The organism is Gracilimonas sp. (genome assembly GCF_017641085.1).
Taxonomy (GTDB): domain Bacteria; phylum Bacteroidota; class Rhodothermia; order Balneolales; family Balneolaceae; genus Gracilimonas.
The window spans coordinates 498,095-523,534 of record NZ_JAEPPI010000001.1 but is presented as its reverse complement, the minus strand read 5'-3'; the positions used below and the strand labels follow the sequence as shown (position 1 = coordinate 523,534).

The following is a 25,440-nucleotide window of genomic DNA, read 5'->3' as shown; positions in this document are numbered from 1 at the left end:
TGAGAGGATTAAACAGCTTTTTGTTATTGCTACTGTTGTCAACAGCTTGCACTGTGCAAGCTGTTGGCCAGGGTAATAGCTTCACGATTAAAGGAAAAGTAGTTAATGCAGAAACTTTAAAAGAGGTTCCGTTTGCTTACCTTCATATTGAAGAGTTAAACCGTACGGCTACCACAGACGTTAATGGAACGTTCGAGATTGAAAATATACCGGCCGGATCTTATTCACTAACCATACATCGAATCGGTTTCAGAACACAATCCCGCACAGTTGCCCTTACCGATTCATCATTGAATCTTAATATAAAATTAAGCGCAACAGTGCTCAGCACTCAATCCATTGAGGTTGTAGGAGAAAAAGACCAGCTTGAGGGGGCAGGTTTGGAACATGCTTCGAAAAATGTATTTGGGAGTGAGCTAAGAAGAAATTTAGGGTCCACACTATCCCAAACTCTGTCTAATTTACCCGGATTTGATCAGCGTACCAATGGCTCAGCTCCGGGTCGTCCGGTTATACGGGGTCTCGGTGATGAACGGGTAGTTATCCTTCAGGATGGAATGAGTACCGGAGATATTTCAGCTCAGTCATCAGATCATGCTGTTACAACTGACCCTTCTTCAGCGGATGAAATCGAGATCGCCAGAGGCCCTGCTGCATTGGCTTATGGATCTAATGCCATAGGAGGTGTGGTAAATATTGTCAAAAACCAGATAGCCACTACACTTCCTTCCAAACTTAATGGCTCGCTTTCCCTCAGTGGAGAAACAGTCAACAGAGGTGGTTCAGGAGCCCTCAGTATTCAAACACCATTTAAAAATTTCGCTATTCAGGCTGATTTAAGCTTACGACTTGCCAATAATTCCCGCACTCCTCTTGGCCCTATTGACAATACTTTTTTCCAAACCACGAATGATGGTGTCGGACTTAGTTTTATACAGCCTTGGGGTTACATAGGAGCTTCCGGGACATTGTATTTTAGTAAATATGGCATTCCCCCCGACCCAAACGGTCACCCAAATGGTGTAGATATTGAAATGCAAAAATTTCAGTACGATGCCAAATCTGAAGTCCTACTAACAAACGGCCTGTTCAATGTAATAGAAGCAGAGTTATCCTTTAAAGATTACAATCATAAAGAGATTGAAGGTGAAAATGCACAAGGGCAACCTGTCGTAGGCACCGAATTTAACCTGCTGACGACAAACTTCAACGTAAATGCCAAACATAGTGACATTGGTATAATTTCACAGGGTTCGGCAGGAATAGCATTAGAGTTCGAAGATTATGTGGTGAATGGAGCCGGAACTCCGCCATCCCAAAGCTTTAAAGCGGGTGTTTACCTGATTGAAGAAGCTGATTTTGATGCTCTTCATTTGGAGGCAGGATTGCGATTCGATTTTGTCAAGAATACAACAAATGAAAGAGGCTTGTTTTATCCTATTGGAGCAAAGAATGGTTCCATCGACTCTACTTCATATAAAGACCGAACTTTTCCTGCTCTTGCCACTTCATTTGCTGTTATCTACCAGATAGGTGGTGGTTTTTCTGTGGGGGGAAGCTTTTTACATTCATTTCGGGCACCTTCACTGGAAGAACTTTACTCTGAAGGACCTCACCTTGCCTCTTATTCATTCGAAATAGGTAACCCTGATCTGAAACCTGAACGAGCTTTTGGAAAAGAAATTTTCTTAAGGTTTAACCGAAAAATATTAAATGCAGATATCACCTTTTTTCATAATGACTTCAGCAACTACCTATACGCACGCAACACGGGTAGGCAAAATGTTCAGCGGCCTACATTACAGGATTACCAGTTCATAGGAACTGAAGCTGTTCTGTATGGAGCTGAGCTCTCCGGAGAAATACAGTTTCTGGAAAATTTTGTATTCGATGCATCCATAAGCTACACCCTTGGAGAGCGAAATGTATCTGAACAGGAACAAGCCACATCCGGATACAACGGCGATACCCGGCCGCTTCCTCAAATTCCTCCTTTCAAAGTAAAATCATCCCTTAAGTATGCTAAAGATGGATTTGAAATAGGAAGCAGAGTTAGGTTTTCAGCGGAGCAAACGCGTACCGGTGAATTCGAAACTCCAACCGACCGTTACCTGTTGGTAGATGCTTTCTCTCAATACCGATTAGAAGGTGGAAAGCTTCTGCATACCTTTTCGCTGAATGTGAACAACCTGCTGAACACTGAATATTACGATCACCTTTCCCGCATTAAAGACCTGAGACCACAGCCCGGCATTAATGTAAGCCTGCTCTATCGCCTCTATTTCTAACAAGCCCTGAAAATAAAAAAGCCCTGGAAGGTTCAGTTCCAGGGCCTTAGCTTTAGGTTTCAGCTTTAAGGAGTAAAAATCGACTAACTGTTAGGGTATAAACATTAATCTCACCTTTAAGCTGATTACAAGAGTAACCACAACGGGATTTGTTACACTTTTTTTTAAAAAAATTTTCTCACCCTTCAAATCACTGCTTATCAGTATTTTACGAGTGAGTTTTTTCAGGCTGAATAAATTTATTTTAAGATTTTGATAAATCTCTGTGAGTCTATATTCTCCAGCGAATAATCATTCATAAAAATAGCCTGTGACTTACGTTAGCTTTTTGGAGACTCCCATCGGTTTTCTTCGCATCCTGTCGAATGGTGATGGTATCACCGAAATCAAATTCATGGATTTTGACGGACCTGAAGATCCTGATGTTCACACCGAATCTGCCAAAACCCAACTCAGAGAATACTTTGAAGGTCTTCGGGCTTCCTTTCAGTTACAGCTGCTTCCACAGGGAACCGGGTTTGAGCAAAAAGTGTGGAAACAGTTGCTGGAAATTCCACAGGGGTCAACCACTTCCTACGGGGCTATTGCAAAAAACATCGGGGATGAGAAAGCATCCCAGGCAGTAGGCAAAGCAAACGGTAAAAACCCGATAGCCATTGTCATTCCCTGTCACCGTGTAGTTGGGTCTGATAATAAACTCACGGGCTATGCCGGCGGTGCAGAGCGAAAGCAGTGGCTCCTTAAGCATGAAGGTGCCCTTCTGCTATAACTATTTTTTACGGTGAAATATCCCGCTAACCATTACATTCCGTCCAATTCTTTCAATCATCCTTTCACACTATGAAATTTTTATCCTCACTTTTTTTATTGATTGCCACCTTTTCAGTGACCGTACTGGCTCAAATGCCGGATGCTCCCAACCGTTCGGAAGGCGAAGGTCCGTATGAACGATTGATCATACGCGGGGTAAACCTGATTGACGGCACCGGCTCTCCCGCTACCGGTCCGGTAGATATCGTGGTTGAAGGAAACCGAATTGCATCTATCCAAACCGTCGGCTATCCCAATTTACCAATTAACGAAAACCGACGACCGGAAGCCGATGAGAATACAAAAGTAATTGACGCTGAAGGCATGTTTATGCTCCCCGGCTTTTTCGATATGCATGCACATACCGGAGGTGGAGCGCAGGGAACCACCCCGGAATATGTATATAAACTCTGGCTGGCTCACGGCATCACTTCCATCAGGGAGCCGGGCTCTTTTAACGGAATGGACTGGACACTCCGCCATAAAAAGAGAAGTGAGAAAAATGAAATTACCGCTCCCCGAATTTCAGCATGGATTGGATTCGGGATGGGGCACGAAGGCCCAATCACTACTGCAGCACAAGCCCGAAAATGGGTGCAAATGATTCACAAAGAAGGAGCCGATGGCATCAAGTTTTTTGGAGCTTCCCCAAAGGTATATGCTGCTGCAATTGACGAGGCAAATAAACTCGGACTGGGTACAATGACCCACCACGCGCAGACCCGGGTGGTTTACAATGACGCGCTAAAGTCGGCACAGCTGGGCCTGACCTCCATGACCCACTGGTACGGGCTGCCCGAATCCATGTTTGAGGACAGAATCATCCAGGATTACCCGCTCGACTACAACTACAACAACGAGCAGCACCGATTCGAAGAAGCCGGAAACCTGTGGAAACAAGCCGCAGCTCCCGGTTCTGAAACCTGGCAATCGGTGATGGATGAAATGATAGATCTCGACTTCACCCTGAATCCAACTTTCACAATTTACGAAGCTAATCGTGACCTGAGTGCCCAGCGCCGGGCCGAGTGGCATGAAAAATATACGCTTCCCTCTTTATGGAAGTTTTATGCCCCAAGCCGCATTTCCCACGGTTCATACTGGATTGAGTGGGGTACCGAACAGGAAATAGCCTGGAAAGAAAACTTTGATCTGTGGTTGCAGTTTGTGAACGAATACAAGAATAAAGGCGGACGTGTTACCCTCGGCTCCGATGCGGGCTACATCTACAAATTATATGGCTTCGGGTACATTCAGGAAATGGAGCTTTTCAGAGAAGCCGGTTTCCATCCGCTGGAAATCTTTCAATCAGCCTCCTTAAAGGCAGCGGAAGTGCTGGGTGTGGATGATGAGCTTGGAACCATTGAGGTTGGAAAAATCGCAGATATGGTAATTGTTGACGCCAATCCCATGAAAAACCTGAAAGTACTTTATGGCACCGGTGCTATTTATGTGAATGATGAAAACCAGCCCGTTCGCAAGGGCGGCATTCGTTATACCATCAAAGACGGAATTGTTTTTGATGCCAAAGAGCTACTCAAAGACGTAGCTGAAATGGTTGAAGCTGCTAAAGCCGAGGCAGATTTCGAAATTACTCAACCCGGTTTAGACTGGTAAAGAAAACCACGGAGTTCACCGAGCAGCATTGAGCTTTACTGTGCACTCTGTGGTTTAGCATTACATACCCGGTAACAACATTACTGCATTTTGCACCATACGGGTGGGCCCAACCCAAAACATGCGGTACTGGGTGTTATCCAACAGGAACACCACTTTACCGCTTCCCATGTTTTCTACCGCCGCAAAAGCTTTTCCGGCTGCTTTTTCTTTATTCTCTTCGGAGGCATAACCCGAAGCCAATACTTCATCGGCTTCTTTCACATAGTATCCTACCGTTTGGTATGAGGTTGAAGGCACAAGTCCATCATCACCAAATTTCAATGAGTAAAGCCGCTCCGGCATTCCAAAAGCCAGCGGGTTTGTGTTATCAACCATCGCTTTGAAAGCGGATCCCGGAATACGCTCTAGGCCAAATACATCCTCTCTGTTTGCATATTTGGTGTACGCTTTCGGGTCAACCTCTGTTGTATCTTCCTTCTCCTCTTCAAAGAGTGCCACATCGGTAAAGCCTGATTGATCTTTGGTCAGCCATGAAGCACTCCCTTCCGTACCTATCAGGACCCCTCCGCGACGTACCCAATCTTTCACAGCTTCCATTTCATTTTCACTCCAAACGCTGCTCAATCCACCCCAGGCTCCAGGCATCAGAATTACATCGTACTCATCCAGGTCGCTGCTTGAAAAACTTCCCGAGCGAATCCGGCTTATACCCAACTCGGTCCACTGATCAAATAAAAACCAAAGCTGACCGGCGGTGTAGGAACTGAAGGGAGAATCTACCATCAAAGCTACGTTTGGTTTCTTCACAGGCTGGCTGTCACCGGACGCCAAATCCATTCCTTTACTCATACGTCCGGTGTTAAATCCTTTCACCACAACATTGGCTTCTTCTGCAATTTTCTGCATGTCGGAGGCTATGCGGTCTCTTTTCTCATAATTCCTGCCCACCAACACAATCAGCGAGCCTTCTGAGTATGACTTATTGCCATCGTTAAAACTGCGGCGTGCACTGCGGACGTTATAGTCCATCTCCCACAACTTGGCGAGTGCTTTGGGTGCATGCCGTTGTTCCCAGTCAATCACATAGGCATACTGCGCACCGGAATTCTCCAGTCCGGATTCATACTCTAACTCTTGGGTAACCATTTCCGTGGAGGCCCCGACACCCCGAGTTGTCCACGCAGCATCCAGGTTATAGGCAAGAGGCACCGACCATGTTGCCATGTCGTACATAACCGAATCTTCAATTTCCATCTGCTTTCTGAACAGGGTGTTGATGAATAAATGCTTAGGTTGATCGGTCTTGATAATGAAATCGCCGGCTTTGAATCTTCTGTTGGAGGAACTTCCATCCCAATAACTGTATGCATCCCGCTGCGTGAAGTTCTCGGTAGCGCGCTCAACTTTCACCCCGTGTTTCAGCATCAGGTTTACCACCTGGTAGGTGTAGTCGTTTTGGTTATTTGGCAGAATGTAGGCTTTTGTATTTCCTTTTTGAGCCGATTGTGAAACCGATTCCTGAAAATAACCCAGCAATCCCTGTTTATTCTCAACGGCCGTCTTAACGATGGAAACTCCATTGGTGTAATGATCAAAGACCCGTTGCCGGAGAGTCAGCACATAGCCATCATCGGTTTCGACTGCCCGTCCGCCCCGACTGTGGCCTCCCTGTTCAGCCAGCATCCCGATTCCTCCCATAATGCTTGGGTAAGAGGAGCCATATCCCGGATAAAAGAAGTCAAAAGCTTCACGGGTCGCATAATTAACACCGGCTTCATCCAGTTCCTCTATTAAACCGCGTCCAAAAGTATCTGCCCATTTATCGTATTCAGACGGAAGCTCCAGGTTTCGAGGCGTGGTACCCGGCATGGCAAAATAGTTATTATTAAATCCCTGCTCGTGGAAATCCATATGCACTTGGGGCATCCATTTTTGGTAAGCGGCAATTCTTCCCTGCGATTCAGGGTGAACCAGCCATACCCAATCTCGGTTCAGGTCAAACCAATAGTGGTTTGTTCGACCTCCGGGCCAAATTTCATCATGCTCCAGGTCATCTGCATTTGTATTCAGCACATTTGCCCGGGACGATTTGTACCAGTACACATACCGGTCGCGCCCGTCCGGATTAATCATCGGGTCAATAATAACTACCGAATTTTGCAGCCAGTTTTCCGTTTCCTGATCGGCTCCGGCTACCAGTCGGTAAGCAGTTTGCATTGCTGCCTCACTGCTTGATGGCTCATTACCGTGCACATTGTAGCTGAGCCACACAAACACCGGTTTATCGTCAATTCCGGTTGATTCAGGGTTGTTCGCCAACTCAAGATTGGCCTGCCGAATAGACTCGATGTTGCCCTGATTTTCCTCCGAGCTGATGACAGCATAGTACAAACCCCGCCCTTCATAGGTAGTGCCGTACTTGTGGAAAGTCAACCTGCCGGATTCTTCATCCAGCTGCTTAAAGTAATCCATCACCCGGTGGTGAAAAGTATATTCCTTACCCAGTTCATATCCCAGGAATTCTGCAGGAGAGGTAATCTCTGAATCATAACTAAGGTTGGGGTGAAACTGGAACCGTTCGTAGGCAAATTCATCCTGGGCCAATGCCTGGTTTGATGACAATAAAAAGAAGCCTGATACGAAGAGAAGTTTTAGCAGTGATTTCATAGTGTGGTTTTTTAGCGTTCAGCGGTCAGATAACTGATGGCTTTGTATTTAAAGTTGGCCTTATAATAAGAGTATTCCGTTAAGAATAAAGTCTTTTGCTTTTTGAGGATTTATCTCAATTTTGAGATATGAAAAAAGCGCTAAAAGTTTTTTTAATATTTGTTATATCTGTACTAATTCTTGCAGGAGTCGCCGCATTCATTGCCCCCGCCTTTTTGACCACTCCCCTGAAGAAAGCCCTCACTGAAGAATTCAGTCGCCAAACCGATCAGGATTTCACCCTCGATTTTTCCACCTTCGATATCGGCCTTTTGCGGCGTTCTATAACGGTTGATTCCATAGTAGTTCGCCCCGATAGTGCTTCTCCTCACATCAGAAAAATTTCAGCATCATCGGTATCCATAGCAGGAATTCATTGGTTTAGCCTAATTAATAAACCCTTTCCAAATTTTGAACGGATTATTATTCAGCAACCTGATGTAGAACTCTATTCCCGCGACTTTTCTTCTTCAGCATTTGCCAACTCCGGGAATAGCTCCACCGATGATATCACAAAAAAGCTGGCCACCTTTGATTTGATAATTAATAAAGGAAAGGGCCGAATCATCAGGCCCAACAAGCAGGAAATTTTTCGGGTTGATGACATTTCCGTTGAAGCCAGAGATGTAAACATAAACGAGCTTCTGGATGGTTCTCAGCTTATTTTTATGGATAATTTGATCATCAATGGCTCGGGTTTGCGACTGTCGATGGAGAGGAAACTGTACGAAATAACAGCCGGCGATTTCACCTTCAATAAAAAATCACAATATGCCTCACTGGCTGATTTCGCCCTCACTCCGCTGGCCCCAAAATACCGGTTCTCTGAAATCAAAAACCGGCAAATCGATCGAATTGACTTAAACATTCCCGGTATAGAATTCATCGGCTTTGATATGGCATCCCTCGCAAACCGGCACTTTGAACTGGACTCGCTCCACATTTCAGGAGCGCGTATGGAAGTGTTTCGGGATAAATACAAAGAACGTCCTCCGGGAATTCACCCCAAACCATTGCTATATGAAATAGCCACCTCAACGGATTTCTCTTTCGGATTGAATAAAGCCGTTATTTCAAATTCCAATATCACCTATGAAGAGCATAAACCTCCGGCTCAAAATACCGGAAGCATTACGTTTAATAACATCAACGCTACGATACAGGATTTCAGAACCCAAAGTCACCCAAAATTTAAGGAGGACTCCCTCAAGTTGGATGTAGAGACATTGTTCATGAATACCTCTAGAATGACCTTAGACGTTCGATATGCCACCTTCGACAGAAACAACACCCACAGGGTGAGCGTCAACCTGGATAGCTTTGACCCAAAGGAAGCAGGCGATATGCTGCAAAACGTGGGCTTTGTAAAAATTGAAGACGGACTGGTTGAAAACCTTAACGCCAACTATTCACTTAATTCTAAGTCTGCTTCCGGAGATGTGAGATTACAGTACCGGGATTTAAAAGTATCCTTCCTGAACAAAGACAATCCTGAAAAAACCGGGTTGAAACAGCAATTTGGAGATTTTATCGCCAATACTTTTGTGCTGAAATCAGATAACCTTGGGGAAAGTACCCGGATTGGTGAAATTAATTTTGAACGGGATGTTGAAAAGTCGATTTTCGCTTATTGGTGGAAGTCTCTGTTAGATGGAATTAAAGAAGTGATCAAATAAACCCATGAAAACCAACCTCACACCTCCTGTCTTTGAAGATGTAAAGGAAGCTCGGCATCGAATTTCCGAACATATACACCGAACCCCTGTTTTAAGCAGCAAGCAGGTGAACCAGAAAACGGGCGGTCAAATTTTCTTTAAATGTGAGAACTTTCAGAAAGTCGGGGCATTCAAGTTCCGGGGAGCAAGCAATGCAATTTTTTCTTTAAGTGAAGATGAAGCTGCTAAGGGAGTGGCTACGCATTCTTCCGGAAACCATGCACAGGCATTGGCTTTAGCTGCCATGCTTCGGGGCATTCCAGCTTACGTAGTCATGCCCGAAAATGCTCCAAAAGTGAAAGTGAAAGCTGTTAAAAACTATGGGGCCGAAGTTACTTTCTGCGAATCTACCCTTGAGGCCCGCGAATCCACCCTTGAGAAAGTCGTAGCCCAAACCGGGGCCACCTTCATTCACCCCTATAATGATGCAAGAATTGTAGCCGGACAAGGAACGGCTGCCCTGGAATTGCTGGAAGATCATCCCGACCTGGGTATGATTATAGCTCCAGTGGGCGGCGGTGGGTTATTGAGCGGAACCGCATTGGCCGCTAAATCCATTAAGCCGGATATACAAGTTATTGGAGCCGAACCTGCAAACGCTGACGATGCCTTTCGCTCATTCCAAAAAGGTGAGCTTATTCCCGTTAAAAACCCGGACACGATCGCCGATGGGCTTCGAACTTCATTAGGAGAACTACCCTTTTCACTAATCCGACAGTATGTGGATGACATTGTAACCGTTCCTGAAGAGTCAATCATTGAAGCAATGCGCTATGTGTGGGAACGTATGAACATGATCATCGAAGCCTCCTGCGCAGTGCCTGTGGCAGCCGTATTTGATGGAAAAGTAGATGTGAAAGGGAGGAAAGTTGCCATTATCATTACCGGTGGAAATGTGGATTTGGATAACCTGCCGTGGTGATCACTTTCTCTATCGGTCAGCCAACATAGTTCGATAATGAAATAAGTCTATCATTTTCTTTTTTAGGATGTGAAACAATTCCCCACATAAATTCGTCCTTAGGTAAACAATCTATTGCCATGGGAAAAAAAGAAGACAATAAAACACGCTCTTTCACTAACGATCTGGACCGCAATTTTGATGATGATCACGACCCGGATTTTGATTTAGACGAATACATTCGCCGGCAAAGTCAGCCCACCGCACAAATGCCACTACAGGAAGAAACAAAAGATCCTGATCGCTACCTGTTCAAAAATGCTGTCCTCATATTCATCGTATTTGCTGCGGCTTTTTTATGGGTTAATAGCTGGCGCGATGCTGAATCCTGGGCATACTTTTTTGGCGGTGATAACCAATCTACCCAGGTGACAGCAGAGGCTCCCGGTCTCGGTCAGCCTGAAATTACCATACCGGAGCCTCCACAGGTTCCATCGGTACCCGGGGTTGAAGCTCCACCCGCCCCTCCTGCTTCTTCATTGGATATGACGATTACGGAGTATTTATCTGTACTGCAGAATCGCGGCTATCTCGGGGATGAAATTTCGGGGTTTTCGGCCCGACAACTTTATGACGCCAACGTCCCTGTTTCTTATCTCGATGAACTACAGAATGCAGGTTTTCTGGAAAACCTCTCCTTCGTTTATATCACCAACTATTTCCAAAACCAGATTCCGCTAACCTATCTCGAAAGTCTGCAGGACGCCGGTGTGTATGACCAGCTTTCGTTTGTGGATGTGACCGCTTTTTACAACGATAACATCCCCGTTGAGTACCTTGTAACCTTAAATGAAGCCGGATATCTTGAGGACTTATCTTTTGTGTATATAACCAATTTTTATAATGCTGGTGTAACCGTTGAATTCCTGGATCAGCTGAAAGATCAGGGGCTTTATGAAGATCTCAATTTCCTGGATATTGTTGATCTTTATCAGCGCGAAAACAGCGACGGTTAAACCTATTGAGTAACCGACTATGAAAACAAAGTATAGAAACAGTGAAACAGATCCTGATTTTGATCTGGATGAATATATTCGTGAGAAAAGTCAGGAATCTGATAACGTTGCCTTTCAGCCTTTACCCCCTGAAGAAGATGATGGGTCCTTGTTTAAAAACGCAGTACTGATTTTCATGGTGTTTGCAGCATCATTCCTTTGGTACCACGATTGGAGTCCGGCCCGGGCATGGTCTTCCGTTTTTGGAAGCAATCAACAAAGTGTTAATGTCAATATTCCCGATATCAACATTAACATCCCTGATATTGACATCCCGGAGATGGCTCCTTTACCGGACTTTAGTTTTGAAGGAGGCTTTGCTGATTATTTAGTTGCCATAAATGAAGCTGGCTTGGATGACATCTATTCGAACTCAGGGTATCAGGCCTTATACCAAACAGGGGTGCCTATCGAGTACCTGGAACAGCTAAATGAGGGCGGATATCTTGAGAATGACTTCTCCTATTCTGCCGTCATTGGTCTCTACAACAGTGGTGTGCCGATGGATTACATTAATGGACTGAACGATCTAAACTTGCTGGATGAATTCTCCTATTCAGCAATTATTGGATTATATAATTCCGGAGTTTCTTTAGACTATATTTCCAGCTTGAATGAGGCAGGTTACCTGGACGACTTTTCATATTCCGCAATAATTGGTCTCTATAACGGAGGGGTTTCTATCGATTACCTAAATGCCCTAAGCGAAAGTAATTTTATTGATCAATTTTCATATTCAGCTGTTATAGGAATGTACAATGGTGGGGTAAGCATTGATTATCTGAATCAGCTTTCTGAGAATAATTACCTTGATCAATTCTCCTATTCAGCAATCATCGGAATGTTTAATGCGGGGGTAACCGTAGATTATATAAACGGGTTAGCTGAAAGAGATTTACTGGATGATTTGAACTACTCTGACATTATCAGGATGTACAATACGGACAGGTAAAGTTTCTAAGCACCAAATTCTAAATTAGCAGTGAGTAGTGAGTAGTGAGTAATATTTGAAATTTGAAGCTTGGAGCTTGGAATTTAAATAACCGTTGGTTGGTCTAAATCCCTGAACTGTAACTCGTACAAATGACTGTACAGCCCGTTTTGGCCTATCAATTCTACATGGGTTCCCTGTTCCACAATCTTTCCTTCGTCTAACACCAGGATTCTATCAGCATGCTGAACCGTGGATAGACGGTGAGCAATTACAAACGTGGTTCGGTTGGTCATGAGTCTCAATAAAGCTTCCTGAACCTGAGCCTCTGATTCGGAATCCAAAGAAGAAGTGGCTTCATCCAATAATAGAATAGCCGGATTCTTAAGAATAGCCCTTGCTATGGCCAGCCTTTGGCGCTGCCCGCCACTCAGTTTTACGCCCTTTTCACCAATTAATGAATCGTAACCGTTTTCGGTTTGCATGATGAACTCATGGGCATTGGCATCCCTGGCAGCTTGAATAACTTCTTCTTTGGTGGCATCCAGTTTTCCATAGGTGATGTTCTCCCGAATGGTGGTTCCAAACAAATGCACCTCTTGCGGTACTATAGAAATATGTTTGCGAAGGGATTTGAATTTCACTTCCTGAATATTGGTGCCATCCACATAGATACTGCCTTTCTGAGGATCATAGAAACGGGGAATGAGATTGAGCAATGTTGTTTTACCCGCCCCGCTTGGTCCCACCAGGGCAATGGTTTTCCCGGCTTCAACTTTAAATGAGATCCCTTTCAGCACCTCTTTCTCTCCCTCATAACTGAACCATAGGCCTTTCACTTGCACTTCCCCATTTACTCCTTCGATATCATGAGCATCAGGGTTATTCTCTATTTCGGGGGTTTCTTCAAGCAGCTCAAAAATACGTTCTGAGGCCCCTGCTGCTGTATTCACAGCTGTATAAAGTCTGGAAGTTTGGCTTATAGATCTTGAAATATTCAGGGCATAGATAATGAAAGCAACTAAATCTCCGGCAGTGAGCCGATCAGCCAGAACTTCTTTTCCTCCATACCAGAAAATGATCACCAAAGTACTCATAAACATAATGCCGACACCCGACCAGAAAAGCTGAGTCAGTACCATCTTTCGCCGGGCCGTCTTAAATAATTTCTCAACTGCGGTTTGATATCGGCCTACCTCATAGTCTTCCCGTACAAAAGCCTTCACCAGCCGGACAGCCCCGAGTGCATCTTCGGCAACAGCTGTGGAATCGGCCAGTTCATCCTGAATATCTTTGGAGAGATGGCGAATTTTCTGTCCGAAATAACGGGTTGCCAGTGTTACGAAAGGCACCGTCACAAAAATCACCATACTTAAACGCCAGTTCAGAACTACCATCAACGAGACCGAGCCAATCAAAGAAAAAGAAATGGTGAGTAACTGAGGCAGTGAATCCGTCAATGCCGTTCGGATGGAGCCGACATCATTTGTTAACCGCGAGGTGATTTCCCCCAATCTGCGCTCCGCAAAAAACTTGAATCCCAGCCGATGCAGGTGTTCATACACTTTCTTTCGTAAATCGGTGACCACCCGCTCACCCACCCATTCCAGGTGATAATTCCCAAAAAATGAAAACGCAGCTTGCAGTATGAACAGCCCAAACAAACCGATAGCCAGCCAGTTCAGCAGTTCGTTATTGCCGGATTCAAATACCGCGTCCAGTAATTCACGAAGTCCTAACGGAACTGTAAGCCATACCGCTGATGCCAGCAAAGTAACAACCGTTGCCGCATAGAAACGAAGCCGGTACGGTTTGCTCAGCGCAAATATCTGCTTCAGCGTTTGCCAAAGCGACTTTATGGATTTATGATCGTTCTCGGGTTTCTTAGTCATGGGCTTGGTTTGATGGCATCAACAATAAAGCACCTCTTTTTGGTTTCCGCAATAGTATCCAAATATCGTGCCGCAGTATTAATCTCTGCCATTTAAATAAATGCAATTCATTTGAGATTTTTTGTCTTCAAATCACTATCTATACTAAAACTTAAATCTATTTTTCAGATTATGGATAGTGAAATTCTGACGTGGATTTTTTTAATCGGGGGCGTTCTTTTGATGTTCCTCGAAGCTGCCCTTCCCGGAGGCGTTGCTTTCCTGCTTGGCTTTAGTGGTTTAGGAGTTGGTATCCTTCGGTACTTTGGCTTTTTGGAGGATCCTTTTACCGCAGCTTTTGTGTGGCTGATGTCATCAACCATTCTGACTATCGCCATCCGGCCTTTTATCAACAAATATTTTAAAGGGGAAACTTCCTATAAATTCGCCGATGAAGATTACGAGGCCATGGATCAGATTGCAGAAGTCACAGAGCCTATCAACGATCTCGATAATGAAGGGCGTATTCGGTTTCAGGGGATATCCTGGCAGGCGCGGTCGCTGGAGGGTGATATTCCGACCGGCGTACAGGTGCGCATCAAATACCGGGATAATACAACCTGGATTGTAGAGCCGGTGGATATCATCGACTCAAAGAAAAATCAACTTAAAGACTCAAACAAAAGCTAATATGTTGTGGACCACAATTTTAGTAATCATCGTTTTATCCTACTTCGTGCTCACCCGGCTGTTTCAGATTGTGGAGATGCGAGAAGAAGTTATTCAGGAACGGCTGGGTAAATACAAAAAGACACTTAAACCCGGTTTTCACTTTCTGATTCCCTTTGTTGACCGGCCGGCCTACAGCCAGGAAATGCGGGAACAGGTACTGGATGTACCGAGCCAAACCTGTATCACCAAAGACAATATTGAAGTGTCCGTGGATGGATTGGTTTACCTTAAGGTGATGAATTCACACAAGGCCAGCTATGGTATCTCCGATTACCAGGCGGCAGCTGTGAACCTGGCCCAAACCACCATGCGGAGCGAAATCGGTAAAATGACCCTGGATGACACCTTCTCAGAACGGGAAAAAATGAATGAGAATATTGTTCGTGAAATTGATAAAGCTGCTGATCCTTGGGGCATTAAAGTGATGCGGTATGAAATAAAGAATATCCGGCCATCCGGTGAGATTGTGGACACTATGGAGCGGCAGATGGAAGCCGAACGAGCTAAACGAGCTGAGATTACAAACTCTGAAGGTCACCGGCAGGCACGCATCTATGAATCGGAAGGAGAACAACAAAGCCAGGTACTGATTTCAGAAGCGCAAAGACAGCGACGAATAAATGAAGCCAAAGGTCGTGCTAAAGAAATTGAGCTGGTTGCCAATGCAACGGCCAAAGGCCTTCGAAGAGTAGCAGAAGCCATTGATAAACCCGGTGGTGAACTGGCCGTGAAAACCAAACTGGTAGAACAATACATCAAACAATTTGGGAATATCATCCAAAACTCCAATGTATCCGTTCTGCCTACCGAAACGGCGAATCTCAAAACCTTTTTTGAAGGGGTAAGTACCATCAGCGATCATACCAAAAATCCATCCGCCAAAAGAACCAGAACATCTAATAAAGGAGAGCAATAATCATGGAAATCATGGAGACAATCAGTCAGATTTTATTAGGTGCATTTTCGGTTTATGTGATGTACAAATTCATACGTTCGCTGCGGCTGGTACCTAACCAGTATGCATACATTGTTGAACGATTGGGTAATTATCAGAAAACACTTGGGCCGGGTTTTCACGCCCTTATCCCTTTTGTTGACAAGGTAGTTTACAAGCAGGACTTACGCGAAGAAACCATTGAGGTAGAACCTCAGGAGTGCTTCACCAAAGACAACGTAAAGGTTGAAGTTGATGGAGTCATTTACCTGAGCGTTATGGATCCCGTTAATGCCAGTTATGGAGTAACTAACTACCGCTATGCGGCCGTACAACTGGCTCAAACTACTACACGATCGGTTCTGGGTAATATGGAACTGGATCAAACCTTTGAAGAACGGGCTGCAATGAGCCGTGAAGTGGTGAGTGTGCTCAGCGAAGTAGAACAGCTTTGGGGAATTAAGGTGCACCGGTATGAAATCAAGAACATTCTTACCCCTCGCACCGTCCAGAAAGCTATGGAGCGACAAATGACTGCGGAACGGGACCGCCGGGCCATCATCGCAACTTCTGAGGGTGTGAAAGGCTCTAAAGTAAATGATGCCGAAGGTATGAAAGCCGAAATCATCAATATTTCAGAAGCGGAAATGCAGCGGCGCATCAACGAAGCTGAGGGACAGGCAGAAGAAATATTAGCGATTGCCGAAGCTACGGCTAAATCCATTGAGGAAATTGCCGGTGCCCTTGCTCAACCCAAAGGAACCGAAGCTATGCGGCTTCAGCTTTCAGAGCAATATCTGGATGTACTATCCGGACTGGGCCGAAATGAAAACAACGTGATCTTACCTAAAGATATCTCTAACTACGATGCCATAATGGAGGGATTATCGCTGGGAGAAATAACGGTTAACAAAAAAGAAAGCTGATCTATAAAACCGGTTAACGATTTCAGGGCAATTCATAAATCATGAATTGCCCTTTTTTATTATTTATATTCTTTGCCGCTTACAAGACCAATAATTGAAACTATCTATTCACTACAAAAAATCAGGAAATGAACGCATTAGATTCGGCTGTACAAAACAAAATTAACGAATGGTTGGAAGGAAGTTATGACGAGGAAACCAAAGCAGCGATCCGCCAAAAACTGGATGACAAGCAATTTGATGAGCTGACCGATGCGTTCTACAAAGACCTGGAATTTGGCACCGGCGGACTTCGCGGAATTATGGGTATCGGTTCAAACCGGGTCAACAAATACACCTTTGGGATTGCCACCCAGGGGCTCAGCAATTTTCTGAAGAAAGAATACCCCGGCCGGGAACTAAAGGTGGCGATTGCTCACGACTGCCGGAATAATTCCGAGAAACTGGCTAAAGTAGTGGCCGATGTGTTTTCAGCTAATGGTATAAAAGTGTTCTTTTTTGATGCACTCCGTCCTACTCCCGAACTTTCTTTCGCCATTCGGGAATTAGGCTGCCAAAGCGGGGTAATGCTGACCGCTTCTCACAATCCCAAAGAGTATAACGGCTACAAAGCCTACGATGCCAATGGTGGTCAATTTGTATATCCGTACGACAAAATGGTGATGGAAGAAGTGCAAAAAATCGAAAGCGTTGATGAGGTCAATTTTGCCGGTAACGATGATCTGATTGAAGTAATCGGCCGGGATATGGACGAAAAGTACCTGAAAGCACTGGCAGATTTGTCAGTATCAAAGGATGCTATTGAAAGACAGAAAGACCTGAAAATCGTTTTCTCTCCCATCCATGGCACCTCCCGAAAACTGGTTCCGGATGTGTTGAAAAGATACGGCTTCGAAAATGTTACTCTTGTAGAAGAGCAAATGACGGTTGACGGCAACTTCCCTACCGTTGTGTATCCGAATCCCGAGGAGAAAGAAGCCCTGAACATGGCCCTGGAAAAGGCCAAAGAAATTGACGCCGACCTGGTTATGGCTACCGATCCTGATGCGGATCGGGTGGGCATTGCCGTAAAAAACATGAACGGAGATTTTGTACTCTTGAACGGTAATCAGACCGGTTCTCTCATCATCAATTACATGCTTACCGCTTGGGAAGAAGCCGGAAAAATCACCGGAAATGAGTACATCGTTAAAACCGTGGTTACCTCATATCTCATCGACCGCATAGCCAAATCAAAGGGTGTTGAATGTTTCAATACGCTCACCGGCTTCAAATATATTGGCGAGCTGATGACCCAACTTGAAGGGAGAAAGCAGTTTATAGCGGGTGGGGAAGAAAGCTACGGCTACCTGATTGGCGATCATGTAAGAGATAAAGACGCTGTGGTTTCCTGTGCCATTATTGCTGAAATGACCGCTTTCTATAAAGATCAGGGTACCAGCTTATACGAGGCTATGTTGGATATGTATGTTGAACACGGATTATTCCGTGAAAACCTGGTTTCTGTTACTAAGAAAGGAAAATCGGGCGCAGAAGAAATTCAACAGATGATGATGAATTTCAGAGCAAATCCACCGAAAAAATTAGGTGGTTCACAGGTGGTGACGGTTAAAGATTACCAAACAGCCAAAGAGAAAAATATGGCTACCGGTGAGATTAAGGACATTGACCTCCCCAAATCGAACGTCCTTCAGTTTATTACGGAAGATGGCGCTATCGTTTCGGCAAGGCCTTCGGGTACGGAGCCTAAAATTAAATTCTACTGCAGCGTGAATACCAACCTGATGAGTGCAGAAGATTACAATCAGGTAGCAGCCACTCTTGACAAAAAAATAGAGATGATGATTGAAGGACTGAAGAATTAATTTCTTACCTCTACATCAAAATTCTTGAATTATTAAATCGTGCCCGGTAGGTGTAACCGGACTTTACTTTCATGGTAAAACCTTATTAATTATTCAGTATGATTTACAACATCTGTGGAACACCACAGGTCTGATTTTGTTGTATTAGTACAATTCAATCTAAATTAATGAGGTTATTATTATGAGTGTAGTGAAAAGAGATACCATTGAGAAACTTATCAATGAAACCAAAGACATCAACGTCACTATATTTTTACCAACTCATAAAACCGGCGAAGAAGGCAAACAAGATTCCATACGACTTAAGAATCTCATCCAAAAAGCAAAAAATGAACTTATAGAAAAGGGATGGCAAGAGAACAGAGCTGAAGAACTCTTTAAGAAAGTTCAGTCTAAAACCGAAGAGAATCAGTTTTGGTTACATCAGGATAAGGGCCTGGCGTTATACATCAACGAAGATTATTTCGACTTTTTTAAGATCCCGGTGAGTCCCGAAGAAAATTATTATATCGCTGAAAACTTTTTAATTACTCCCCTTCTCGAGCTTCAGAATCATCACGGCATTTACCATGTGCTGATGCTGAGCCAGAATGAGACCAAAATGTTTAAGGTTGCCCCCGACGTAACTACCAAAGTTGAGTTTGAAAGTGTTCCCACCAGTATGGAAGAACACCTCAAGTATCACGTTCATGAACGATCGATACAGCAGCATACCGGCACCGGGGGTAAGAACGCAATGTTCCACGGACAGGGCGGAGATACCAATGAAGATGATAAGGAGCTAGAGCTCTTCATTAAGCATATTGAAAACAAGGTTACCAAGTACCTGAAAAAGGAAAACGGGCCTCTTATTGTCGCAGGGCCTGAAAAGATGGTTGCCTACTACAAAAAAGCCAACAAATATTCTAACGTTTTAGACGAATCCATTAGAGGTAATGTTGATAATAAAAGCGCACAGGAAATAGCTGATGAATCCTGGGAGATTGCCAGAAATTATTTCCAACAAGATATCCAAAGTGATATCGAGCGTTTCAATGACCTGCAGGGCAGCGCGTTAATTTCCACGGAAATCGAGGAAATTGTGAAGAGTGCCTATTACGGTAAAGTGGATACTTTATTTGTGCCCATGGGTCATCGCCAGTTCGGTGTGTTCCATCCTGATGAAAACCGGGTGGATATGTCAGAATCGCTTAATGGTGAGGCCGTGGATCTGATTAACTATGCGGCCATTTCGGCCATCCGTACCGGAAGTACGCTGTATGGATTGCCGCAGGCTGAAGTTCCCAAGAACTCAGGATTAGCAGCTATTTATCGCTATAAAAGCTAATCCCACACTCTTTTTCTCAGGCCGGAATGAATGACAAATTCTTCCGGCCTTTTTTATTTCCTGGTAAGTAGCACCGGAAGCTCTACATCAAAACGGTTCCCACGGTCCCCTTCATCGGAAATTGAAAAACTTCCACCCACTTTCTTGAGCAATCGGTGAATAGCGCTAAGGTTCATTGACGTTACTTTTTGATCGGACTCAAATTCATTACTGAAAACCTGCCTGATTTGATTGTTCGTTAACTTGGAACCCGTATTTTTAATGGTGATTAACAAATGATTGGAACCGGAAGCACACCTGTATTCCTGCCTCACCATAATCATCTCACCCGGTAGTGTGAACCTAATCACGTTTGAAATAAGATTACCTATAACCGGCAGTACATTCTTTTTCGGAAACGGAAGATCCTCGCATTGAGGGTGATTTGCGATCGTCAGGTCGATATCATGTATATCAACCTGGGGTTTATATAGCTCACTTAATTTGGATTTCAAGCTTAGCAAAGTAAGCTCATTATCTTTTAATTTTCGCTCTTCATTCCTCTTTTTGTAGGACAGCCTTTTATTGGCAATGCCCAGTAAATTATCTCCTGCCTTTTCAATCAAATCAAGATAGCGGGTTATTTCACTTACCTTTTCATCGGTATCCTGATCTTTAATAAGCTGTACCAATCCAATTATGCCGCCAATAGGTCCGCGAATATCATGATTTAACCTGCGTTTGAAATTATAGCCCGCAATCAACCTGCTTTCTAATTTCATAATTCGTTTTCGGGCTTCAAGCCGTTCCATAATCTCATCGGAAATAATTCTGAGCTGTTCAGCTTTATCCGGGCTGATTTCTTTCTTACTTGGATCCAGCATGCACAGCGCCCCTATCTTGAATCCCTTATGGGTGATGAGAGGCAACCCAAAATAGTATTTCAGTCTGGGAGGATAGGCTACATAGTCCCGCTCCTGAAATCTCCGGTCCTCGCTCAGGTCTTTTACTTCGAAAGCATGATCATTTAGAATGGTGTATTGGCAAATTCCTTCCTCTCTTGGCATTTGATGCACATCCAGACCATAGGAAGAGACGGTCCATTGAGTGAAGGAATCAATAATGTTAACAAGACAGATCTCAGTTTGGGCAACTTTTGCAGCCAGCTTGGTTAAATCTTTAAGGGAATGACTTAACCCGGAGTAATCTAAATCAAATGCTGACAGTTCTACAATCCGCTCAAATTCCTTATCTGGAACGGGATTCATTACACTTGTTTCCATGCGCACGCCAATTTGTTCTATAGATTATTCGTGTTATCGAACAAATGCGTAAAAACTTAAGCCTTTATTCCGGAATTTTGTAAAGGATTACTGCTCAGAGAAGTTCGAAATTCTTTCCTGCTTTTTGCAGAACTACCCCATCCATTTCCAGCTGAAGAAGGGAAACCAATAACCGGCTGGTATTCACTCCTATGGCATCACTTAAATCATCGACCTGAAAGGGTTTTTCTTCCAGCGCCTCGCAGATTTTAACGGCTGTTTCATCCAGCTCTCTATCGCGCCAGCTTACTTTTTTCTCTTCCTGAACTGATGACTCCGGGGAATGTTCTATGGGCAGCTCTTCCAGAATATCATCCACGGTTTGTACCAGTTTAGCCGCGCCTCTCTTAATAAGGTAATTACATCCGGTTCCTGATGGATTGCCCAACGGGTGGGGCACTGCAAACACTTCCCGGTTTTGGTCGAGGCCAAGATCAGCTGTGATCATACTTCCCCCCTTCAGGCCCGATTCCACCACTAAAACTCCCAGGCTCATCCCACTTACAATTCGGTTCCGGACCGGGAAGTTACCGGCATCAGGATTAGTACCCGGTGGAAACTCGGTGATCACGGCCCCACCTGATTTCACAATTCGATTCGCTAAATCAGCATTCTTTTTGGGATACAGGTTGTCAATTCCAGAACCCAATACGGCAACAGTCGGTGTTTTAAACTCTATGGCCGTTTGATGTGCGATGGAATCAATTCCATAGGCCAGGCCACTGAAAATACAGAGTCCATGCTCCGCCAGCTCACCGGTCAACTTCTTTGCCATATTCCGGCCATAGGCTGAAGTATTTCGGGTGCCTACCACGGCTACTCCCGGTTTAGACAAAGCTTCTGAATTGCCTTTAAACCAAAACAAAGCGGGAGGATCATAAATCTGTTTTAACAACGGAGGGTATTCAGGATCAGCCAGAGTTATGATATTCGACCCACTTTTTTCCGTTTCTTCTAAAAGATGATCCACTTTTTCCCAATCGTCAAAGGAAAGGATAGAAAGAGCCGAAGCCTCTCCGATACCTTCAACCGATCTGAGTTTACGCTTCCCAAGGCTGAATATCTCCTCAGGATCATCGGTGTTTTTTAGCAGTTTATAAATGCGCCGGCTTCCAAAGCCCGGTATTAAGCTCAGCGCAGCCAGTACCCTATGTTTCTTCTTTTTCTTTCCCATGTTGAATGTATTCCCATAATTTCTCTCTCAGCTCATCTACCCCATGACCTGTGGCTGACGAAATAGGAATAACGGGAATTTCATCATCAAAGTGAAGCTCTTCTTCTAACTCAAACCCTTGTTTTAAATCCATCTTGGTGATGGCAAGAATGCGCGGCTTATCAAGCAGGTCTTTCCGGTAAGATTTCAGCTCACTCAGCAGCGCCTCGTATTCATACTTGATATCCGTCATAACGCTGACCATAAACAGCAGCACATTATTACGTTCTATATGCCGGAGAAACTGAATCCCCAGCCCTTTCCCCTCATGGGCTTCTTCAATAATTCCGGGAATATCTGCCATTACAAAACTCCGAAAATCCTCAAACTTCACCACTCCAAGATTAGGCTCCAGCGTGGTAAAAGGATAATCAGCAATCTTAGGCTTTGCATGAGACAGTGCTGAAAGTAAAGTGCTCTTTCCTGCATTTGGGAAACCCACCAGGCCAACATCTGCAATCAGTTTTAGTTCCAGTTCAACGGCACGTTCTTCACCGGGTTTACCTTCCTGAGCATGTTGTGGAGTTTGGTTGGTAGAGCTGCGAAAATGCCAGTTTCCCAGACCGCCTTTGCCACCCTTGGCAATCACCAGTTTTTCTTCATGGTGGGTAATTTCCCCGAGTCTTTCTTTGGTGTCAGCATCAAATACAACCGTACCGAGCGGTACTTCCAGGAGCTCATCTTCGCCTGCAGCACCAGAGCTTTTACTCTTTGAACCGTTCTCCCCATTCCCGGCTTTCACATATTTTCGATACCGAAGGTCAAGAATGGTATTCAGTTGTTCATTCCCAACCAGGATAACGTCGCCGCCCTTTCCGCCATCTCCGCCGTCAGGACCTCCTTTGGGGACATACTTTTCCCGTCTGAAGTGAGCAGAGCCATCTCCACCCCTTCCGGCCGTTACATAAATTTTAGCGTAGTCAGCAAAGCGCATAAAGTGTTTTTTCTTTCGGTCAAAAGTACTTAATCAAAAGCACATTTAGATTTTCGGTATCCTGATCTCGGGCTTTCGCCTCGAGATGGCACCTGGCTTATTTATAAATTTTCAAAAACGAAGTCACTCATCAGCTGATAGAGATGCTTTCTTGCATTTCCACCATAAATACTATGAGCTTTGTTGGGATAAATCATGGTTTCAAAGTCAACGTCAGCCTCTATCAACGCATCTATCATTTCAACAGAATTCTGGAAGTGAACGTTGTCATCCCCGGTACCATGAATCAGTAAATAATTGCCTGTAATCTGATCCACTTTTGTCAGGGGCGCCCCTTTGTTATATCCTTCAGGATTCATTTGAGGAGTCTGCATGTATCGTTCGGTGTAGATGGTATCATAAAAACGCCAGCTGGTGACCGGTGCTACCGCAATGGCCGTAGTAAATATGTCAGAACCTTCAGCCAATGCTAACGATGACATATACCCGCCATAACTCCAGCCCCAAATTCCGATGCGGTTTTCGTCAACATACGGCCATTCTGCAATTTGTTTGGCAGCTGCGATCTGATCAGCCGTTTCTAACTGGCCCAGTTTTTTATACACCTGTTTTTTGAATTGCCGGCCGCGGGCACCTGTTCCCCGGTTGTCTACTGAAACCACTACATACCCCTGATTTGCAAGATACTGATGCCACATGGGGCGCTGTCCGCTTCCAAAAGCTTTTGTTACTGTCTGGCTGCCGGGGCCACCATATACATACATAAGCACAGGGTATTTCTTGTTTGAATCGAAATCTACCGGTTTCAGTACATAAGCATTCAGGCTGGTGCCATTAACGTCCAGAGTAAAAAATTCTTTTTCTACATAGCTGTATTCTTCCAGGGTCTTGCTCAGGCCGGTATTGTCCTCGATAGTTCTCACACTTCGGCCATTACTTCGATGCAGACTTACCACAGGAGGCTTATTATAATCTGACCAGGTATCTATATAGTATTTGAAGTCCCTGCTCATATTTATGTCATGCCAGCCATCTCCTTTCGTCAGCTTCTCTTTTTTCTTTCCATCAATCCTGATGCTGTACAAATGGCGTTCCTGTGGCGACTGCTCGGCACTCACGTAGTACAACTCATACATCCGTTCGTTATGTCCAATCAGTTCGGTTACGTCCCAGTTGCCGGATGTAATCTGTTCAAGCTGTCTGCCCTGCATGTTATACAGGTACACATGGTTATAACCGCTCTTATCGCTGGTGGTTATAAACTGCTCTCCGTTACTTAAAAAATAAAGGTCATCGTGTACATCCAGCCAGGTATCGCTTTGCTCTGTGAGGATTACTCTTGTTGAACCGGTTTCTGCATTGGCGATCAGTAAGTCCTGCTTATTCTGCAGCCGGTTCATACGGCGGATAGCCAATCGGTTGTTATCCCGGGTCCAGTTTATTCGCGGGATGTACTGATCGGTCTCCTCTCCTACATCCATCTTCACTGTTTCACCGGAATCAATGTGGTACACATGAATGGATACAATGGAATTCTGCTCTCCGGCCTTTGGATATTTAAACTCTACTTCTTCGGGATAGAGAGAACCCCAGTTGGTCATAAAAAATTCTTTCACCCGCTCTTCATCGAAGCGGTAAAAAGCGATCCGGTCTCCCTCGGGCGACCAAAACCAGGCTTTGGCAAAACCAAACTCTTCTTCATACACCCAGTCGGAGGCACCGTTAATAATCTTGTTGAACTCACCATCAGAGGTGATTTGAGTTTCTTCGCCGGTCGATAAATCAACCCAAAACAAATTATTGTTTCGCACAAAAGCGGCACGATCGGCTGAAGGTGACAGTTCAGCATATTGTTGTTTCTCATCTGATGCCGTCAGCTTCGAAAAACCCCCTGACTCAAATTCATACACATAATAATTCTCGCGGGTACTTCGGCGCCAGATTTGTTCCACATCGGTTTTTATCAGCAGCTTCGATTCATCCGAAGAAAACTGATAACCCTGCACACGAATGGTATCACCGTCCGCATCAGTAAAATCATTACCGTTGAATAATACCTCTTCAGAACCATCCACGATGTTATAGCGAATGATTTGATTGTTACGGGTAGCCGAATAGTATTCGCCGTCATTCATCCAGCGAACATTTTGCACGTTATTTGGAGAAAACGTGCCGTCGAAAATATGTTCAAACTCGATAGCTTTTTTGTCCTGAGCAACGGTAGCCGTAGCAACAGAACAAAGCGCCAACAATATAATTGAGAGTCTAAGTGCCTTCATAAATGATAAATTTGGGTTAAAAAAGAAAAGAA

Annotated in this window: 18 protein-coding genes; 12 read left to right on the top strand and 6 right to left on the bottom strand. The window is 44.5% G+C overall.

All coding sequences use genetic code 11. From position 1 onward, the window contains the following. The first annotated feature begins 53 nt into the window (after positions 1-53). The 3 genes from JJ941_RS02115 to JJ941_RS02105 all read left to right on the top strand — a co-directional run bounded on the left by JJ941_RS02115 (position 54) and on the right by JJ941_RS02105 (position 4,715). Positions 54-2,288 (top strand): TonB-dependent receptor, encoded by a 2,235-nt coding sequence (locus JJ941_RS02115; RefSeq protein ID WP_290961796.1) that lies wholly within the window; start codon positions 54-56, stop codon positions 2,286-2,288. Positions 2,289-2,598: 310 nt separating this feature from the next. After that, the gene (locus tag JJ941_RS02110; RefSeq protein ID WP_290961793.1) at positions 2,599-3,057 is read left to right on the top strand and encodes a methylated-DNA--[protein]-cysteine S-methyltransferase; all 459 of its coding nucleotides are present in this window, start codon (positions 2,599-2,601) and stop codon (positions 3,055-3,057) included. Between the two features lie 71 nt (positions 3,058-3,128). Beyond that, entirely contained in the window at positions 3,129-4,715 is a 1,587-nt protein-coding gene (locus tag JJ941_RS02105) for an amidohydrolase family protein (RefSeq protein ID WP_290961789.1), read from the top strand. A gap of 60 nt (positions 4,716-4,775) precedes the next feature. Here JJ941_RS02105 and JJ941_RS02100 read toward each other — a convergent pair whose 3' ends face one another. After that, entirely contained in the window at positions 4,776-7,385 is a 2,610-nt protein-coding gene (locus tag JJ941_RS02100; RefSeq protein WP_290961786.1) for a M14 family metallopeptidase, read from the bottom strand. 128 nt (positions 7,386-7,513) lie between these two features. Here JJ941_RS02100 and JJ941_RS02095 point away from each other — a divergent pair, with 128 nt between their 5' ends. The 4 genes from JJ941_RS02095 (at position 7,514) to JJ941_RS02080 (ending at position 12,047) form a co-directional block, all read left to right on the top strand. Beyond that, entirely contained in the window at positions 7,514-9,100 is a 1,587-nt protein-coding gene (locus tag JJ941_RS02095) for a hypothetical protein (protein WP_290961783.1), read from the top strand. 4 nt (positions 9,101-9,104) lie between these two features. Continuing rightward, complete coding sequence (locus JJ941_RS02090; RefSeq protein WP_290961780.1) at positions 9,105-10,061, top strand: pyridoxal-phosphate dependent enzyme; 957 nt, start codon at positions 9,105-9,107, stop codon at positions 10,059-10,061. Positions 10,062-10,180: 119 nt separating this feature from the next. Continuing rightward, positions 10,181-11,056 (top strand): hypothetical protein, encoded by an 876-nt coding sequence (locus tag JJ941_RS02085; protein WP_290961777.1) that lies wholly within the window; start codon positions 10,181-10,183, stop codon positions 11,054-11,056. 19 nt (positions 11,057-11,075) lie between these two features. Next, positions 11,076-12,047 (top strand): hypothetical protein, encoded by a 972-nt coding sequence (locus JJ941_RS02080; protein WP_290961775.1) that lies wholly within the window; start codon positions 11,076-11,078, stop codon positions 12,045-12,047. Between the two features lie 83 nt (positions 12,048-12,130). Here JJ941_RS02080 and JJ941_RS02075 read toward each other — a convergent pair whose 3' ends face one another. Next, positions 12,131-13,918 (bottom strand): ABC transporter ATP-binding protein, encoded by a 1,788-nt coding sequence (locus JJ941_RS02075; protein WP_290961772.1) that lies wholly within the window; start codon positions 13,916-13,918, stop codon positions 12,131-12,133. A 171-nt stretch (positions 13,919-14,089) separates the two neighbouring features. Between JJ941_RS02075 and JJ941_RS02070 the strand changes: the two genes are divergently transcribed. The 5 genes from JJ941_RS02070 (at position 14,090) to JJ941_RS02050 (ending at position 19,681) form a co-directional block, all read left to right on the top strand. After that, positions 14,090-14,587, top strand: a complete 498-nt coding sequence (locus JJ941_RS02070; RefSeq protein ID WP_290961769.1) for an NfeD family protein — start codon at positions 14,090-14,092, stop codon at positions 14,585-14,587. Between the two features lies 1 nt (position 14,588). Then, the gene (locus JJ941_RS02065; RefSeq protein WP_290961766.1) at positions 14,589-15,545 is read left to right on the top strand and encodes a stomatin-like protein; all 957 of its coding nucleotides are present in this window, start codon (positions 14,589-14,591) and stop codon (positions 15,543-15,545) included. Between the two features lie 2 nt (positions 15,546-15,547). Then, positions 15,548-16,489, top strand: coding sequence for a stomatin-like protein (locus JJ941_RS02060; protein ID WP_366069218.1), 942 nt, complete (start codon positions 15,548-15,550; stop codon positions 16,487-16,489). Positions 16,490-16,617: 128 nt separating this feature from the next. Continuing rightward, on the top strand, positions 16,618-18,354 hold the full coding sequence (locus tag JJ941_RS02055) for a phospho-sugar mutase (protein WP_290961761.1): 1,737 nt from the start codon (positions 16,618-16,620) through the stop codon (positions 18,352-18,354). Positions 18,355-18,535: 181 nt separating this feature from the next. Beyond that, positions 18,536-19,681 carry a hypothetical protein gene (locus tag JJ941_RS02050; protein ID WP_290961758.1) on the top strand — a complete coding sequence of 382 codons (1,146 nt, stop codon included), beginning with the start codon at positions 18,536-18,538 and terminating at the stop codon, positions 19,679-19,681. 53 nt (positions 19,682-19,734) lie between these two features. On the opposite strand, the gene JJ941_RS02045 is transcribed toward JJ941_RS02050, so the two are convergent. The 4 genes from JJ941_RS02045 to JJ941_RS02030 all read right to left on the bottom strand — a co-directional run bounded on the left by JJ941_RS02045 (position 19,735) and on the right by JJ941_RS02030 (position 25,408). Then, positions 19,735-20,943, bottom strand: coding sequence for an ATP-binding protein (locus JJ941_RS02045; RefSeq protein WP_290961755.1), 1,209 nt, complete (start codon positions 20,941-20,943; stop codon positions 19,735-19,737). A gap of 94 nt (positions 20,944-21,037) precedes the next feature. After that, a complete protein-coding gene (gene dprA / locus JJ941_RS02040) occupies positions 21,038-22,156 on the bottom strand; it encodes a DNA-processing protein DprA (protein WP_290961753.1) in 1,119 nt (372 codons plus the stop codon). Beyond that, positions 22,131-23,129, bottom strand: coding sequence for a GTPase ObgE (gene obgE / locus JJ941_RS02035; protein WP_290961751.1), 999 nt, complete (start codon positions 23,127-23,129; stop codon positions 22,131-22,133). The genes dprA and obgE overlap by 26 nt, the downstream gene beginning before the upstream one ends. Before the next feature lie 101 nt (positions 23,130-23,230). Continuing rightward, positions 23,231-25,408 carry a S9 family peptidase gene (locus JJ941_RS02030; RefSeq protein WP_290961748.1) on the bottom strand — a complete coding sequence of 726 codons (2,178 nt, stop codon included), beginning with the start codon at positions 25,406-25,408 and terminating at the stop codon, positions 23,231-23,233. Positions 25,409-25,440: the final 32 nt, after the last annotated feature.